At 48.0% G+C, this 16,679-nt stretch carries 8 protein-coding genes and 1 CRISPR repeat array; of the genes, 2 read left to right on the forward strand and 6 right to left on the reverse strand.

Annotation, left to right across the window (positions count from 1 at the left end; genetic code table 11):
- Positions 1 to 155: 155 nt before the first annotated feature.
- From cas3f to K300_RS0106545, 5 genes are all read right to left on the reverse strand, one after another.
- Positions 156 to 3,359, reverse strand: a complete 3,204-nt coding sequence (gene cas3f / locus K300_RS0106525; protein ID WP_022850862.1) for a type I-F CRISPR-associated helicase Cas3f — start codon at positions 3,357 to 3,359, stop codon at positions 156 to 158.
- Positions 3,356 to 4,339 (reverse strand): type I-F CRISPR-associated endonuclease Cas1f, encoded by a 984-nt coding sequence (gene cas1f / locus K300_RS0106530; protein ID WP_022850863.1) that lies wholly within the window; start codon positions 4,337 to 4,339, stop codon positions 3,356 to 3,358. Before cas1f ends, cas3f begins: the two co-directional genes overlap by 4 nt.
- Before the next feature lie 276 nt (positions 4,340 to 4,615).
- Positions 4,616 to 6,385: direct repeats of the CRISPR family, unit length 28 nt; unit sequence TTTCTAAGCTGCCTGTGCGGCAGTGAAC.
- Positions 6,386 to 7,412: 1,027 nt separating this feature from the next.
- Positions 7,413 to 9,341, reverse strand: coding sequence for a CHASE2 domain-containing protein (locus K300_RS14835; protein ID WP_162139863.1), 1,929 nt, complete (start codon positions 9,339 to 9,341; stop codon positions 7,413 to 7,415).
- A gap of 83 nt (positions 9,342 to 9,424) precedes the next feature.
- On the reverse strand, positions 9,425 to 10,024 hold the full coding sequence (locus K300_RS0106540) for an OmpA family protein (RefSeq protein WP_022850865.1): 600 nt from the start codon (positions 10,022 to 10,024) through the stop codon (positions 9,425 to 9,427).
- A gap of 2 nt (positions 10,025 to 10,026) precedes the next feature.
- Positions 10,027 to 10,464: a FecR family protein gene (locus tag K300_RS0106545; RefSeq protein ID WP_022850866.1), complete on the reverse strand. Its 438-nt coding sequence runs from the start codon at positions 10,462 to 10,464 to the stop codon at positions 10,027 to 10,029.
- Between the two features lie 191 nt (positions 10,465 to 10,655).
- Here K300_RS0106545 and K300_RS14840 point away from each other — a divergent pair, with 191 nt between their 5' ends.
- Complete coding sequence (locus tag K300_RS14840; RefSeq protein ID WP_022850867.1) at positions 10,656 to 12,011, forward strand: radical SAM protein; 1,356 nt, start codon at positions 10,656 to 10,658, stop codon at positions 12,009 to 12,011.
- On the opposite strand, the gene K300_RS0106555 is transcribed toward K300_RS14840, so the two are convergent.
- Positions 12,008 to 13,345 (reverse strand): Lcl C-terminal domain-containing protein, encoded by a 1,338-nt coding sequence (locus K300_RS0106555; RefSeq protein WP_022850868.1) that lies wholly within the window; start codon positions 13,343 to 13,345, stop codon positions 12,008 to 12,010. The two genes, K300_RS14840 and K300_RS0106555, sit on opposite strands and share 4 nt — an antisense overlap.
- 242 nt (positions 13,346 to 13,587) lie before the next feature.
- Between K300_RS0106555 and K300_RS0106560 the strand changes: the two genes are divergently transcribed.
- Positions 13,588 to 16,596 carry a hypothetical protein gene (locus tag K300_RS0106560; RefSeq protein ID WP_022850869.1) on the forward strand — a complete coding sequence of 1,003 codons (3,009 nt, stop codon included), beginning with the start codon at positions 13,588 to 13,590 and terminating at the stop codon, positions 16,594 to 16,596.
- Positions 16,597 to 16,679 lie beyond the last annotated feature (83 nt).

Consider the following 16,679-nt stretch of genomic DNA (forward strand, 5'->3'; position numbering starts at 1 on the left):
CCCTATACGTGTACATGCCTATATATTTGTGTTTTAGAACCTTCTTTGAATTGATCTTGATAAGCTATTGTGTATAATAGATCACTGTCGAGAAGACAGCTTAGAATTATATCTTTGTATTTTATATATCCACTGCCGCAAGGCAGTTCCAGCTTTCAGTCATCCCATATACCTAAACGCTCGTTGAAGTGCAGAGCCCTAGCGCTCTCCCTTACTCCGAAGGTTCCATATCGAAGTGAGGCTTCCTCTAACGAAAGGTTTTTCTCATCAGCAATACGCCCTAAGAGATCGGTGTAATCCAGGTTTATAAATGTACTGCTTCGCTCAGGTGTCTCCAGATCCACACGATTAAAGGAGCTGTCTCTCTTTGCGGTGCTATCCGAATCTGCCTGACTCATTTCATCCAGCGAATAGGGAGTCACACAAAAGCATGTTTCCCCGTCCTCATCAATCTGAAGGAAATAGCCAGTCTCAGGACTACCCTTTCTGAAGCGTGTATTACTCTGTATCACACCTGTGAGATAAGCCTTAGTAGCCCAAAAACTCTTAGCCGGACGTACCTTGCTAGACTCGATTAAATGACTGCGCAGAACATAATGTTCGAAATCGCTCAGGTTATCACATCTGTCCTCCACATCCCGCTCCAATAGCCGGGGAATCGAGCTGATCACCTCATACTGCTCTGGCTCTAAAGCCTCGCTGAGGTCATGGCTGTTTATCTTAAAACCATACCTTTCAAACCCGGGCATGCTAAACTTTCCACGGATATTTTTCCTAAGTATCCCCAGGTTCGGTGTTTCGCACTTCACCTCCCTGTGCCGCATGATCCTTCCGGCAAGCTGAATAATCGAACGCATGCTCGATGGCTCCACTATTCCCCAGTCGTAATCGTGGTCCCTGCCTACCTCCGCCACTGGAGAGGCAAAGACTATAAATATATGATCTATGCCATCCTTCTTGAGTGCCTCCGCCAAAAACTCGTTACTCTCGGGACTGAACTCTTTTTTTCTGTTGAGTATTTCGTCCAATACAAACTCTATATTCGAGCGCATGATCATCGGATAACGGGAGTGATAACAGCAGAAATGGAAGCATACACCCTCCGGAGGCTCGAGACTTGCAAAAGAGAGGACAGTTTTAACAAGGTTACGGATATTCGCCATCCGCACCAAGCCGAAGCTCATACGCTTCCCCTCTGCTGTCACTGTATGATGCTCATTATGGAACTTTACCGACTGCTCCCCCACAAGCTCGGCAAGTCTCGTCTCCGCCTCACCGGAGTTATCTTTATTGTCACCCGGCTCATAAGGAATCAGTACACCACGCCTGCGTACAACCTCATTCTTGAGCCTTTCAATTCTTCGCTTTGCAAAATCGCCATGCTTTTCAATGAACGATTTCACACCACTGGGCCGGTCCGAGGTACAGCCATACTCATCAAACCACGCACAGACTGGAGCACAACACCTCCCCCGGTTTCTATTGAACTCTATACGGCCTCTGGAATATGCCCTATACAGCGCTTCGGCGATAGATGGTGTTATAGTCGCAGAGGAAAGCAAAACACGACTCCCAGCCAGACCAGCGAAATATACCAGCCTCGAAAGCGCATAAAGATCACCCACATCGAAATCGTCCGGCTCATCCAAAACAAGGTCACTGGTCATAAGGCGAAGCATGGGGGCAATCTGCTGGCCACCCCTTATCCCTTCGGATGCCGGGATCAGGTGGTCTATGGTACATGTAAGAACAGGTGAGCTGAGGAGCTTTACTGCCCCTCTCCTGCCCGAAAGCCACTCAGCTAAAACTCCGGTGTCCAATGCGCCTTCATAATGGACATAACTGTTTTCCGGCATCAGGTCCTCTGCGGATTCACTCCCCTTAAAGTTCTCGTTCTCCTCATATAAATCACGATACGCCTGACCGCCGACGAGTATCCCGAGGTCCGTTTCATCAAGATTCATCATCTCTCTATAGGCCTGCCCGGTCTGGAGTGTCAGAACACGAAGCCCCAGCGCTATGGTGAACCTCGCTCCACGCTCCTGATCCGCAAGACCATACATTATCCGACCATTCGCAATGGTTTTGCCGCAACCAGTAGAGGCCATATTTATACCGAAGAATCCCCTCTCTCTCGAATCTTCACGCACCGACTCGGCCAATGCAAAAGCATCGTTTTGCCACATAAACCTTTTTTCTCTGGTGTTTTTACGAAAGAGCTTGTGACGGGCTATACGTGAAAAGGCGTTATCAACTCCCATGAGCTCGAAAAGGATACGGTGGCACATCTTTTCAACGCCGATTATATGCTCGTCCAGCCGCTGGGGGGGATCGCCTGTTTTGTTTGCAAGCACTTTATCCGATTTATCAAATGTTTCTCGTTTGTGCGGTTCACCTATGCCGGAATAGATGTGATCCGCCATCATGAGTGTCAGCCTGCAATAGGCGGATATATAATGATTATTCTCCGGAGGGCATTTCTCAACCTGCTCTAAGTCTATAATTCGTAAAACCGCTCTGGCGGCCTTTGCGGCTCTCTTTTGCCACTCCTCGCTCTCTGTGGGAAGTTTTTGTAATAATTCCAATGCCTTCCGGCGCTTTTGATCGTTGTCATCCCGGAAATGATTCCACCGCACATTCGCATGGTTAAAGGGGTAATTAATATAGCCATCAATATTTCCCCTCTCCTCCGGGTCTGGTGTGGGAAGTCTGTGATGGGAAAGAACAAGCCATCCGACGAAACGGGCTATGGGCGGTAGATTTTTCAGCGGTGCATGTTCTTTTTCCCACAGCTTTTCCAGCGCTGCACTCCTTATTGATTCGCCATCCCATTTCCCTGATTCAAGCTCATGAAGCCATTCTCCATCCGTCTTGCCCGAGGCCATCGCCTCCAATATCAATACGGAAATCCATTCGTGGCGAATAATGTTTACGGTATTCCCCTTTTGAGCCAAACATTTCTGAAAGTCATTATTCGCTTTTCCAAAATCATGAAACAATGCACCAAGAGCACTCAAAACACGTATCTGCTCCCCCGTTGCCCAATCATTCTCGTCCGCACTGCGCAAAATATCCTTCTCCGTCGAATTCGTGGGTACGGTTCCGGTGCTTGTGAACCTACTTATATCACCGACAAACCACAGAATCTCACTCCGATTCCGACCCTTAAGCCAATGGCAGGCAACGGAGGTGTTTCGTCTCGCACTCCTCCTGAGCATCTTATAAAGCGTATCAAGCCCCTGTTTCGTTATCTCCGTCTGCCAAACACGCTCACCCTTCCGCTCGGCAAACTGGTCCACAACTCGACGGGTCTCTTTAAGGGCATTCTTCGAGCACTGGGAAACTATAAGAACATTCATTCGTGCTCCTTCTGCATCTCTTGACAGGTCTCTTTCACTGTATCGATCATGACGTCCATTGCGCCGTACCTTAGAAAGTTGCTTATACATCTGTCACGAAATTCGCGCATATCCTCACCGTTTGAGGCAGAGACAAAGGCCTGCGGAAGTATTAGAGCATCCTTAATAATGTCTGCAATATCAAAGACAAGTCCGCCCCGCCTAGTTTTACCATGCAGAACAGCAAGGCCGTGGGGTAGACCGAGCACCCATGCGGATGCGGCGCCCAGGCCATAGGCGAGATAGTTTCCCGCATCCAGCATCTTGTTTGCCATATCCCGGGAATCACCACGTTCAGACCGCTTAAATTCTGCTATACTGCAGGATCTTGACGCATTACCGTATAGCTTCTTTGTCAGCTCCGCCTCATGCATAAGAAGATCATTTGTGCTCTCAGCCTTTTCTATCTTTCCAGAGAACCTATCCAGCGCATTATTCAGACCGGTTTCAGCTGGTTGAAAGTTCTGTTCAGTTAATATATTATGGAACCACCCCTTCGATATGTTCTCCAAACGTTTTTTCTGAAACAGCTTCGCAGCTTTCAACCGTTTCTCTTCATCAAACCAAAAAGAGACCCAAGACTGGAGATAATTAGTAGGCCGGTATTCACTCTGCGGGGTTACGTAAAGCATCTCTGTTTCCCTGCCATCCCATTCCGTTCCACCGAAAAACGGGGTTCCGCCACCACCGCAAAAGCCGAGAAGTACGCCCGCTTTAGCCAGATACCTTATCGCCGCCTGCGTGACAGATGTCCCAGGGCCAAGCATAATTACGGTTGTGTTCGCAATGGGGATGTTGTAATAATCGCTCCTTTTGCCACGCTCAGCCACATACTCAACACGGCCACCCTTAACAAGGATTCTGGTATGCTCAAGATAGTATATGTTTGCCCGCTTCGAGAGCAGGATTGTCTTCATGTCCGAGGGGTTCAAATCTTCCATACAAGCCTCCAACCCTTCAATTATTACACAGGTTACAATATTTTAAAGAGAATTGCACATCACGTAAATATGTAGAAAAGTTGGTATGAATTTCATTCAGACGAAGTTTAGTTCACATCCTCGAAATTCTCAGGATGATGAATTTTCCAGATTAATTCAGAAGAAATTTTTATGTAAAAAGTTCCCCTGAAACCCCTTAAAAACAAATCTTGATAATGAAAATACTGCCTGTGCGGCAGTGAACCTTTGAGGTAAGCAAGTCCAGCTGCGCCATCCTTTCTAAGCTGCCTGTGCGGCAGTGAACTGCAAGGGCGGAACTAGCCCGCACCGGAGACTGTTTCTAAGCTGCCTGTGCGGCAGTGAACCCCTGTATGTAAGACGGGGTTGTGATGGAATTTTTCTAAGCTGCCTGTGCGGCAGTGAACCATATTGATTCCCGCATGATGTCAGCCAAATATTTCTAAGCTGCCTGTGCGGCAGTGAACTAGCCTCCTCCTCTGCTCGGTCCGACGTATCCTTTCTAAGCTGCCTGTGCGGCAGTGAACCAAAATCGGTCGGTGCAGGAAGTGACTGTTCATTTCTAAGCTGCCTGTGCGGCAGTGAACGTATTATGTAGTCCTCTTGGTTCGTCCTCGGGTTTCTAAGCTGCCTGTGCGGCAGTGAACCCAGAGCTTCCCCAGCAGGCTTAATTATGTTATTTCTAAGCTGCCTGTGCGGCAGTGAACACGGGAAAAACGTCTGGTAATGTAATATCTATTTTCTAAGCTGCCTGTGCGGCAGTGAACCTCTCATATGGTTTAAACACAGATAAGCGGATTTTCTAAGCTGCCTGTGCGGCAGTGAACTGCGACAAAAAAAACGGAGGAAACATCATGACTTTCTAAGCTGCCTGTGCGGCAGTGAACGCAGGACTTCAAGAGATGATCCGCAGGAGAGCTTTCTAAGCTGCCTGTGCGGCAGTGAACTCTTCAAGTGTCGTGTGCAGTATCTTTTGATATTTCTAAGCTGCCTGTGCGGCAGTGAACAGCCGGAAATAACCGAGGCTCTTGAGTGTGCATTTCTAAGCTGCCTGTGCGGCAGTGAACGCATCCTTACGTGTGAGAAAGCGATTTTTACTTTTCTAAGCTGCCTGTGCGGCAGTGAACGGATATAAAGGTTGTCTTTTGCGACACAAAATTTTCTAAGCTGCCTGTGCGGCAGTGAACCAAAGGTTGATCTCAGGCATGCTAATCTCATATTTCTAAGCTGCCTGTGCGGCAGTGAACAATACACAAGAGGAGAAAACCCCGGCAATAAGTTTCTAAGCTGCCTGTGCGGCAGTGAACGAAGCCGTATAGTTTTGCGATTACGTGCTTCGTTTCTAAGCTGCCTGTGCGGCAGTGAACACACTGAACTCGGTTATAGTGCTGAAGAAGTAATTTCTAAGCTGCCTGTGCGGCAGTGAACTACTATCCGCTTCGTGATAATCTATATCGCCGTTTCTAAGCTGCCTGTGCGGCAGTGAACGAGGTCGGCACCGCTTAGGTTAGCGCCTTCAATTTCTAAGCTGCCTGTGCGGCAGTGAACAAAGGCGCTAATTTCTGGTGCGCTAATATCAATTTCTAAGCTGCCTGTGCGGCAGTGAACAGAGGCGTTGATCTCAGACATGCTAATTTAAATTTCTAAGCTGCCTGTGCGGCAGTGAACGACATACCGATTAAGCTCTTCCCCGTGCCAGTTTTCTAAGCTGCCTGTGCGGCAGTGAACGACAGAAATTTCAATTTGAGCAATTTTTTTTATTTCTAAGCTGCCTGTGCGGCAGTGAACATGCGGTCCAGGTTATACACCCCACGCCCAACTTTCTAAGCTGCCTGTGCGGCAGTGAACAGTCTCTTTAAGAGTTGTGATGCCTGCACAGCTTTCTAAGCTGCCTGTGCGGCAGTGAACCCGGCGGTCTTGCGGTGGCGTTTCCCGCCATTTTTCTAAGCTGCCTGTGCGGCAGTGAACGATACGGAAAGTTCATTACGATATCTCGTAGCTTTCTAAGCTGCCTGTGCGGCAGTGAACCGTTCATGAATACTCATAGCTACCTGTGAATATTACCATAGTATAAATAAAAGAGCAAAAACCCTTTTTTCAAGAGACTCCGTAAGTAACTGATAAACAGCGCTTGAAAAAATAATTAAAAAAAAGGGTTAAAGGCAAAAGCATTCTTTCTTCCATAACGGAAGTAATCGGAGCGAAGGCTTTGCCAAGCGTAGCGGCAGGGAACTTTTTAGGGAACAAAGTTCCCCGCACCCCTCAAAAACTCACGTTGTAGATAACTACTAAGGTCGCTACTCAACAGGCTTCCATGGATGGAAGCCCTGAAGGCGGAGTTAAATTGAATTTTATTCGATTTATGTAGCCGGAAGTACGAGAGAGCGGGGTAACCCCGCTCGAACAACAATGGAATTTCCATGAATGGTAAATTCCATAGATAAAATCAGACCAGGGAAATTCTCAGGATGATGAATTTCCCAAATTAATTAAAAAAAGATCGCAGGGAACTTTTTGGGGAACAAAGTTCCCCGCACCCCTCAAAAACTCACGCTGTAGATAACTACTAAGGTCGCTACTCAACAGGCTTCCATGGATGGAAGCCCTGAAGGCGGAGTTAAATTGAATTTTATTCAATTTATGTAGCCGGAAGTACGAGAGGGCAAAGTTTCTTTGCCCGAACAACAATGGAATTTCCATGGATGGTAAATTCCATAAATAAAATAAAGACTAAGGGGAAATTTTTAGGGAAAACTTTCCCCTTAGAATCCCCTTAAAAACCCATTTTGGGATTTTTATAAAGGTTGAAGCGAATAAAGCCAACCCGGATGTTGGCTCTGAAGGCGAAGCTGAATTTTCCAGATTAATTCAGATGTGGTTTAGTTATACGAAAACTGAGCTGTACAAAAGTATACATTATTGAAGATTAACGACTAGAAATGAGTTTTTGAGGGGTTCTTAAGGGGTGGTTTGTTCCCAAAAAGCACCCCTTAAATAGCTATTGTTCAGTAGACACAGACTTCTTTAAGACATTTCACAGGCTTAAATGTCACTATCAATCGCTAAACTTTAATGCGATCTCGGCAAAATCCGACTCGATCTCCAAAAAGGCATCCACCAGCTCAGGATCAAAGTGCGTTCCTCTCCCCTCTTTGATAATGGACATAGCCTTTTCATGCCCCATCGGCGCCTTATAGTGCCTCTTTGAGATGAGCGCATCGTAAACATCTGCAATGGCCATAAGCCTCCCCGCAAGGGGTATCTCAGCACCCTTCAGGCCTCTGGGGTAACCGCTTCCGTCCCACTTTTCATGATGTGTATATGCTATATCCGCAGCCATACGCAGGAACTCGTTTTCTGGAATCTTTTCCTGCGCACCGTGTATGATGTTGAGGCCGTAGACAGCATGCTTCTTCATCTCCTCAAACTCAGCCTCATCGAGCCTCCCCGGCTTCAGCAATATATTATCCGGAACCCCAACCTTGCCGATATCGTGCATGGGCGCAGAGATATACAACAGCTCTATATACCTCTTGGTCAATATCTTTTTATACTCGGGTTTGTCGCTCATATGCTCTGCGAGACGTTTCACATAATTCTGCGTACGGATAATGTGCGCACCCGTTTCCGGATCCCTCGTTTCAGCAACGGTGGCCATACTCTCGATGGCCGCCTCATGGGTTCTGGCTAGAATATTTGCCCACTGCAGAGAACGGCGCATCTCTATGGAATAGTTCAGTGATATTGAAATAAGGAATACTGCGAATAATGCCACAACGACAGCTAAGGGGGATACATACATATGCGTGTGCTCCAAAAGCAGAAGGGAACCTGAAAGCACCAAGCCCAGTCCAACGGGGAGTGTGAGGGCTGTAATGGCATTATTCCGAAATGAAAGAGCAAGGGAGACGATAAGACTGAAGAATAGAATAAGCCCAATCTCCAGATCTCTACCCCATTTGGGGATACTGAAAAAGTCTCTGTTTATCAGGTTGTCAACAAATGTGGCATGCACCTCAACACCCGGGAAATAGAGGGTTCCCGCTACATTATGAAGGTCGTTAAGCCCGACAGCTGTGGAGCCTATGAAAACGATCTTCCCCCTTATGTCTTCGGGTTTGTAGTCTCCTGTGAGTATATCAACTGCGGATATGTAATTGTAGAAACCCTTCTCACCTTTGATATTAAAGAGCACGTTCCCATGCTTATCAACGGGAATCTTCCTTCCCCAGACCTTTACGAAATATCCTCTGGAATCCTCGCCAATCTCAATACTGTTTTTCTCCTGCATGCTCAGGAACGTTGCAAGGGCGAGGCTCGGATAATAATCCCCGTTATATTTTGCAAGAAGCGGCAACCTTCGGAGTGCGCCATCCCTGTCCCGGAAGGCGTTAAAGAAGCCCTTATACTCTGCCGACTGGGAAAATACTTTTCTGTTGCAGAGAAATCCTTTCGCCCGATAAGGTTCAGGAAGAACGCCCTTCCCCTCAATAACATTCAGAGGATGGAGGATGCAGTTGGTGTCGGGGTACTGATAGTCCGAAAAGAAGAAATTGCTCAGGATAAAAGGTCCACCGTCGATAACCTGAGCAAGGAGTTTATCATTATCCTTGAGCTCTTCGGGCAGACCTTCCACCTCAATATCAATACCAAATTCATGCTTGTATGCATCTTTGATGCTTGTTATTGATGTTCTATCCTGCTCGGAGAAAACAATATCGAGCCCCACAGCAGCCGCACCGCTGTTCCGGAGGTGCATAAGCAGGCGGGCCATTCTGTAACGGGGCCACGGCCACTGCCCTGCGGAGCTGAGGGTTTCGTCATCGATATCAACGATAACAATGGATTTACTGGTATCCTTATCCTCCACAAGGGAGGTGAATAGGTCGTAGATCTTGTAATCCGCAATCCTGTAAACGGAAAAGCCGGAGCCGGATACAAGTATAATAACAGCTGCAGTGATAACCGAGCTTAATACAAGCAACCACCTCTGAACACTTTTTCTCAGAAACACAGAATCGGCAGAATCTTCCTTTCTATCTCCCATAATAACAAGACCCGGCAGAGTTACCGGATCATAACCTCAACACGCCTGTTTCTCGGCTCACTCACATCATCCTCGGTCTGGATAAGCAGATCGTTCTCACCGTGGGATTCCACATGAAGCTTCCTGATATCGAGCCCTTCCTCTGCAAGGATATCATAAACCGCCTGGGCCCTCTGTTTGGAGAGCAGAACGTTATAATCCGCTGGCCCCATGGTGTCGCTGTGGCCTATGAGGCTCACCTCACTTGGTTCCCTCTTTCGGGCTTCTTCAATGATAACTGGTATAAGCTTCTCGGACTCGTCTGTGAGGTAGATGGAGGCATGCTTGAAGTAAAGTGTATAGCTTACGGGTTTGGGAGGTTGAGATGCCTTCAGCTCTTCAATGCTGTTGTTTATACCCTGATCCTTGGCGACCTTCGGTTTTGAGGGATTCCAGCTTTCAAAGCGCACAACGGTTCTTTCCCCAGCCTTGGAGAGTGTTCTGCTTCCACCCTCTGTACTCTTAACATCCACACTCCCGACATTCCCTTCGGAATCGGGGAGGAGCACAACGGTTGTTTTCTTGGTACATCCGGCGAGGAGTGCCGATGATACAATGATCATTATCAGAAAAAGTCTCATATCTACTCCACTTCCACGTAAAATCTGGTTCCCCTTATGCCTATGGTGGCCTTGGGGGTTCTGAACTTAACAGCACCGGGCTCAAGCTTGCCCAGCTTACCGGAGTCATATATTGCAGAGCCTTTTTTCATCAATACATCAAAGGCATACTCTTTGTCTTTGGGTTCGAATACGTAGTTGTTCAGAAAGAGTTCACTGGAAGGACCTATGGTTACTAGGGTGCTATCGACAAAAATAATACCTACAGCGGAAGCGGAAGACGTTTTAACAAGATCACCCTTCTCCAAACGCAGACCGAGTTCAGCATCTATCACATTTTCCCCTCTTGTGACAGTAGCCTCCCCCTTAAGGGTTTTCACATTACCTATATACCCATCCTCCGCCTGCACCCCAATGGAAAACAGGAATACAATAAGAAGGGCAAATATTTGCTTTTTCATAACAGCCTCCCGTAGGCAAATCAGGCATTAATACTATAATAGTACAAACTCCATGAGTTAACAACGGAATAGGCTCGGACAAAAGAGTACATATCTGTTTTTTTCTTCATCAGCAGAAGATTATAGTTGATTTATCGTCCCAATAAACGCATCTTATCTTTTGCTCGAGAATCAACATACCGGTGAGATGATTGAAAGATAAATACGAAGAGATGAACCGCCGCGAATACGGCAGGCTGTACGACTATATCCCCTTTGCGGATCCGGCAAAGGCTGGGGAACTGAACGCCGAAAGAAACCGGCTTTTAGAAAGGCTCGCAGGAAAGATTGAGTTGGGCTTCGGTGGAACCAAAGGGGACTGTGCGAACCTGTCAAACGGTTGCAGGCTATGCGGCGAGGGGCTCTGGTCATGTCTTTTCATAAACGGTGAGTGTAACGCAAGGTGTTTCTACTGCCCGGCACCGCAGGATGAGCCATACCCGCCGGGAACGAACTCTGTAACCTTCAACTCCCCCGATGAATACGTTGCATACCTGCGGGAGTTCGGCTTCAAAGGGGTCAGCATAAGTGGCGGCGAACCGCTTCTTACACCGGAGCGTACCCTGTCATACATTTCCGCCGTGCGCAGAGAGTTCCCGGAAATGTATATCTGGATGTACACCAACGGCATCCTGCTCACCAAAGAGCGTGCCGAAGAGCTGAGGGATGCGGGACTGGACGAGCTTCGCTTCGACATCGGAGCCACATCGTACTCGCTGGACAACCTTAAAAAGGCCGTTGGTGTAATCCCCGTTGTAACAGTGGAGATCCCGTCGGTACCCGAAGAGAAGGATACGATCAAGGAGAGGATGCGGGAGCTTGCCAAGCTCGGCGTGAATCACCTGAACCTCCATCAGCTGAGACTTACACCCCATAACGCAGAAAAGCTTCTGAGGCGTGATTACACCTATGCCGAGGAGGAGCGTGTGGTTGTTATCGAATCGGAGATTACTGCTCTGGAGCTCATGCTCTTCAGTATCGAAGAGGGGCTTGGTCTCCCTGTCAACTACTGTTCGTTCCCGTACAAAAACCGTTATCAGGGGCTTGCCGCCAGAAAACGTTCTGCGGGATATATGCTCAGGGAATATGAGGAGATCACAGAAAACGGCTACATACGACTGATACGCCTCGATGCGGATCCTGAAACACTGAAGAGAACCGCAGAGAACGCCGATGATCCGGAGGAGTTTCTCATCGCACCGGACGGCTTAAGCCTATATGCCCACCCCGAACTGCTCAGGGGGGTATCGCTGAACGATGCCGAACTGAATATATCGTACTACTCCGCCAGACAACTTCAAAGCGTCAGCTATAAGCATCCTTTCAGGACAATACCCCTGTCGGATGAGAAGAATGTTGTTATAGAAAGATTCCAGGTCACCAGAGAATTCAAGGCTAACGGAAGGGAGTTTGCAGATTTTGTATTGGGAAGAACGGACAAGCTCCCCGACGAACTCAGGGAGCTTGAGATCTTCGAAAAAACGCCAAAGGGCCTGCTGGAATACTAGCCAGCATCACGCACACAGCGCACCATGTTGTCGATACGCTGTATATCCCCCTGGGGACCTTTATAGTAGAAGGTATCCCCCTCATAATCGAGGGCGGTCTCTGCACCCTCACCGTTTTCAGTCTGTTTGCTGTTGCTCCTCTGTGCTCCTGCTCCGTGGACATCCATAATATTCCCGTTCATATATCCGAGGGCCCTGCCGAAGGATACATAGGAGCCTGAACGTCCGTTCCCGCCGTAGGAGGCGTGGGTGGTACTGCTCCAGTAGTAGCCCCAGTCCGTTGCACCCTCCTCGTTAAGAAAGGATGTGGAGGAAAACACAGGGTCGATGGCTGCACTCCCCGTGGTATCGGGTGATCTGCTGTAGTCCACCAGGGTTTGAAGCTCCTTTACATTCGGGAGCCTCCAGTCCGAATAGCCTGCCGTTGAAGCGGATTCGCAGGTACTCACAGCATCCTCAAAGCTTGATGAGGCACTGTCCCCCCTCTGCCACATAAGGCCCGTAGCACTGTCGGTAACCGTTCCGTCACCGTTATCGGTGTAGCTGTTTTTGCCGTAATCCCCGTTACCTCGAACGCATGAAAGATAGAAGAGCTTGTCCCCGCCCCCAATCGCAACGGGATACCCTTTTATCCTGCCATCTACGAAGTTAACGCCGAATACCGTTTCATCCCCGTTCATGGTGGTGTACACGTATTTAGTGGAGGAGATGTACTGGCCATCGATGAGCCGTTCGCCATTGTCCTGATCCCCGAAGGTTCTTGAGAATGAGCCGTCTATGAAGAGATCCAGCCCCTCGGTGTCTGTGCCAGTGTATGATGTGGGGTCTGTTCCTGTGAAAAGTATGAGAGAATACAGGGTTTTTATATCTGGAAGCCGCCAGTCGGAATATCCGCCAAGTTCAAGCTCAGCGCAGTAGGTTACAGCATCATCGTAGCTCAGCTTATCGTCAACGTCTGCCAGGTCGCCGTCGTCGTCAAGATCCGTACTCTGCATCCACATAAGCCCCGTAACCTTGTCCGTAACAATCCCTCCGGTGACTGTATATGATGGCTGATTCCCTGTGTAGTCAGCATCGTAGCCTTTACCTGAACACGGTTCAGAGTTGCCCGAAGATGAGTCGTAACAGCCCGTCTGTCCCGTATCCACAACGGGATATGTGAGCTGAACAGTGTCGTTGTCATCAATTACGGTATCGTTATCATCATCGATTACAGTCTCGTTATCGTCATCCACAAAACCGCCACCCTCCGAGGAGCCTCCCCCTCCCCCGCCTCCACAGGCAAGGATAAAAACTCCTATCAGAAGAACAATAAGAACAGTGCGTAGCTTCATACAGCACCTCCTCGTATTGATAATCAATTATACCAGATTCGACACATATGTGTCGAATTCCTCATTGAAGCTTTTTAAGTACTGCTTAATTATAAAATTTCAGTCATTTTTTACTCTTTCTTATAAGTACTTAATTTGAATATATATTCATGTTCGCCAGATTGAGTTGACATTAAGTTGCAGTAAAGTATAGGATTATAATCAATAGTTAAAAAACAATATACTAAAAGGAGATATCTGTTATGGGGGTTTTAAGGCATTACTGCAGAAACTGTATAAGTTTCGTACTCGTACTCATTCTAAGCGTATTCCTATATTCCTGCGGAGCCATAGAGGGTGAATCCGGCTCGGGAACAACCATTAAGGGAACAGCCGCAGACGATCCGCTTACAGGAGCCAATGTAAGCGTATACGACGATAACGGTGAGTTCCTCGGGGGCGACATCACCGGTTCAGCCGGTGAATATTCCATAGACGTCCACGACAGGGAGCTTTACGAACTGTATGTGGACGGAGGCACCATAGCAGGAAAGTCCTTCGAAAGCACATTCCGAAACATCTGTACCAAGAGCTCGGACTGCGATGCAACACCGCTCACCACGCTTGCAGTTGAGATAATGGAGACCTACGGCATGTCCTGGGCAAACGCCAAAGACAAAGCTCACAGAGCCATCGGGCTTGACATAGACGACGGAGACCCCTTCGCACTCGATGCCGAAGGCAACCCCATTGAGGGATTTGAACCAGCTCTTGAGTACCTCCGTAGCGAGATGGACAATGGAACGGATGTTGACAACTGGATCGCAAACGTCATGGATAATATGACAGAGCCCTACAATGGAACTGTGACCGGAACAGCCTCTATCTCTGAAGCTTTGTCGGGGGCTGAGTTAAAGCTTTATATCGGCGACAGCTCCTTTTCTGCCCAAAGCGACTATAATGGCAGCTGGAAATTCTCCGGCGGGATGGCGCTGGATAAACCTTTCCGTCTGGTGACAAGCGGAGGAACACTTGATGGAGAATCCTTCGATGGAAGCCTTTCCGCATACGTCCCCTTCATGGAGTTCGGGAATACCGATGAAGAGAACAGCGGGCTCACAAAGGATATAAACATAAATATTTTCACAACGCTTGTGGACAGGCTTATGCTGGATACGGGGATCGATTACGAGTCTGCCAAGGATTCTGTAAGAAGGTTTTTCGCCATACCAAAGGAGGCCGACCTGAGCGATAAGGCCGTAATAGATGAATTCTTATCTCCAGAGTGGTTTGAAACCGCCTCCGAGGATAACTACGGCTTCGATTTCCTAGCCGAAAGCATGGTTGAGGATATGGACACCGAGTCAAGACTGCTCTCGACGGCTAATAAGGTTGGCGGTGATTACCGTCTCATTAAGGCAAGCTTCGGCACAAAGATCTTTGACGGTGTCGTGGGGGGACTTGCCAGTGGAGCCATCGGTTTTGCCCTGAGCACAGCCTTCCAGTATCTCGCCCCCGCCATGGGGATAGAAACCAAAGAGGCGAAGACAGAAAGACTCCTTGAGGAGATTCTCAGCACCCTCAACGAGGTAAACGAGAAGATCGACAAACTCTCCGACGACACGAAGGAGATTCTGAAAAAGCTCGATTATTACTTCGAGAAGAGCATAGGCCTCGCCGCCATAAACCATGCAGAGGTAGCAGCCGCAAAGATCAATTCCTCTTTCAGAGGCTTTCTCTCAGCCAACACCCCTGAAAAGATGGCTCTTTACATGTCCGAACTTCCGGATATTGATACGGAGCTCGAGATTATCAATACACTCATGTATGAAAGCGCCCTCGGCACAGATGCAGGGCTCGATCATCTTACGGAATCCTACGCAAACCTTATGCTCAGAACCGATGATGCCGAGGAGCGTGGACAGATCCTATGGGACAGCTACAAGGCCATCGAAGGCTACTTTACCAGGGTTATGGCGATTCAGGTTAAAGGCTCTCTGATAATGGTTAATAAGCTTAACTATCGGGACAACAACCTTGGTGTTTTTGCTTCCCATCAGGGTGAACGCTCCTATTACAGCTCCGGAGAGGACTACATTAACAACGTCCTAAATCCCCGCTTTAAGAAGCAGGCTGAGCATTTCCTTGAGTGTGTGGAACAGCTAGTTGCCGCCAGTGCGGATACAAGGACTATGATAGCCGTTGAAGACAGGGGATTCTCCATGTTCCCCAGCACGGTAGACGACGTTTTCTACATGGCGGATCTGATAACTCAGGAGTTCATCCCCGAGCACAAAGCCGCCTTCGTTTACCGCATAGCAGGAGATCCGGATATAATAAACAACTACCTGCGTGGACCCAATTCCCATAAATTCAAGAACTACACAATCCTTAAGATAAACGGAAAAGGCACACGTTATTACAAGGCAAGAACGCCCGAAGAGAAGGATTTCTACCTCGGCTGGTCGCTTAACAGGAACAGCCGCTGGGAGTTCACAAAGAACACGAAGATCGCCTTCATCAAGATACGTTTCGACAAGATGGAAGGTTACCTTGAGGCCAAGAAGGACTCCGACTTCCCCTTCACAAGGATATACATATTTAAAGACAAGGTTGAGGACGTGGTCTTCTTCGACATAGTAGACCCCAGATCAGGAGCAAAAAACCCGGGTGGAGTCCGCTATGCAAACTGCCTTGCCGAGGCGAGAACCGTTCCATGGTTCAACTTCGGAAACGATACCGAGGTCCACAAGAGGGAAGGGTCTCACGTTGGAGGATACTCCCAAGGGTACAGCTCCTTTAATAAAAAGGTTTACATGGAGCACCTCAGCGCTTCTCTGGGAACCAGCTTATTAGCCAAATGGGGTAGGCTCGATACCCAGCAGGATATGTACATGGAGCTTGTGAACAAAACAGGGTCCAGCTTTACGATGGACTTTGACGGCCTGGTCAACGAGAAGGTTACCACAAACAAGGTCGGTGATCCCTGGATGATAATAGATGTTGAACTTCACTGGCAGGTAAAGGCTGGTTCTGAAAACATCTGCTCAAGGGAATTTCAAAGATCGAACTCATCATTTACCGAGGTAAAGGGTAACCATGACTGGAGCTATTCCTGTGAAGGTTCTGCAAGGTGGAACAAAGACCAGCAAAGGCAATTATACTTCAGGGCAAGCAGGAACAGGATTGAGTTCTCTGCTAATTCAGTATATTCCAATAGTAGACTGCACACCGAATTCATCACAAAAATGGTGGATTTCGAGTACAGGTAAACACAATCAATAACAAAACGCTTAAAGGGCCGTTCAGTAATGGACGGCCTTTTTTTATACCATAACCTGTGCTTTACTCCGTT

It is taken from the genome of Limisalsivibrio acetivorans (assembly GCF_000421105.1).
GTDB lineage: Bacteria > Chrysiogenota > Deferribacteres > Deferribacterales > Geovibrionaceae > Limisalsivibrio > Limisalsivibrio acetivorans.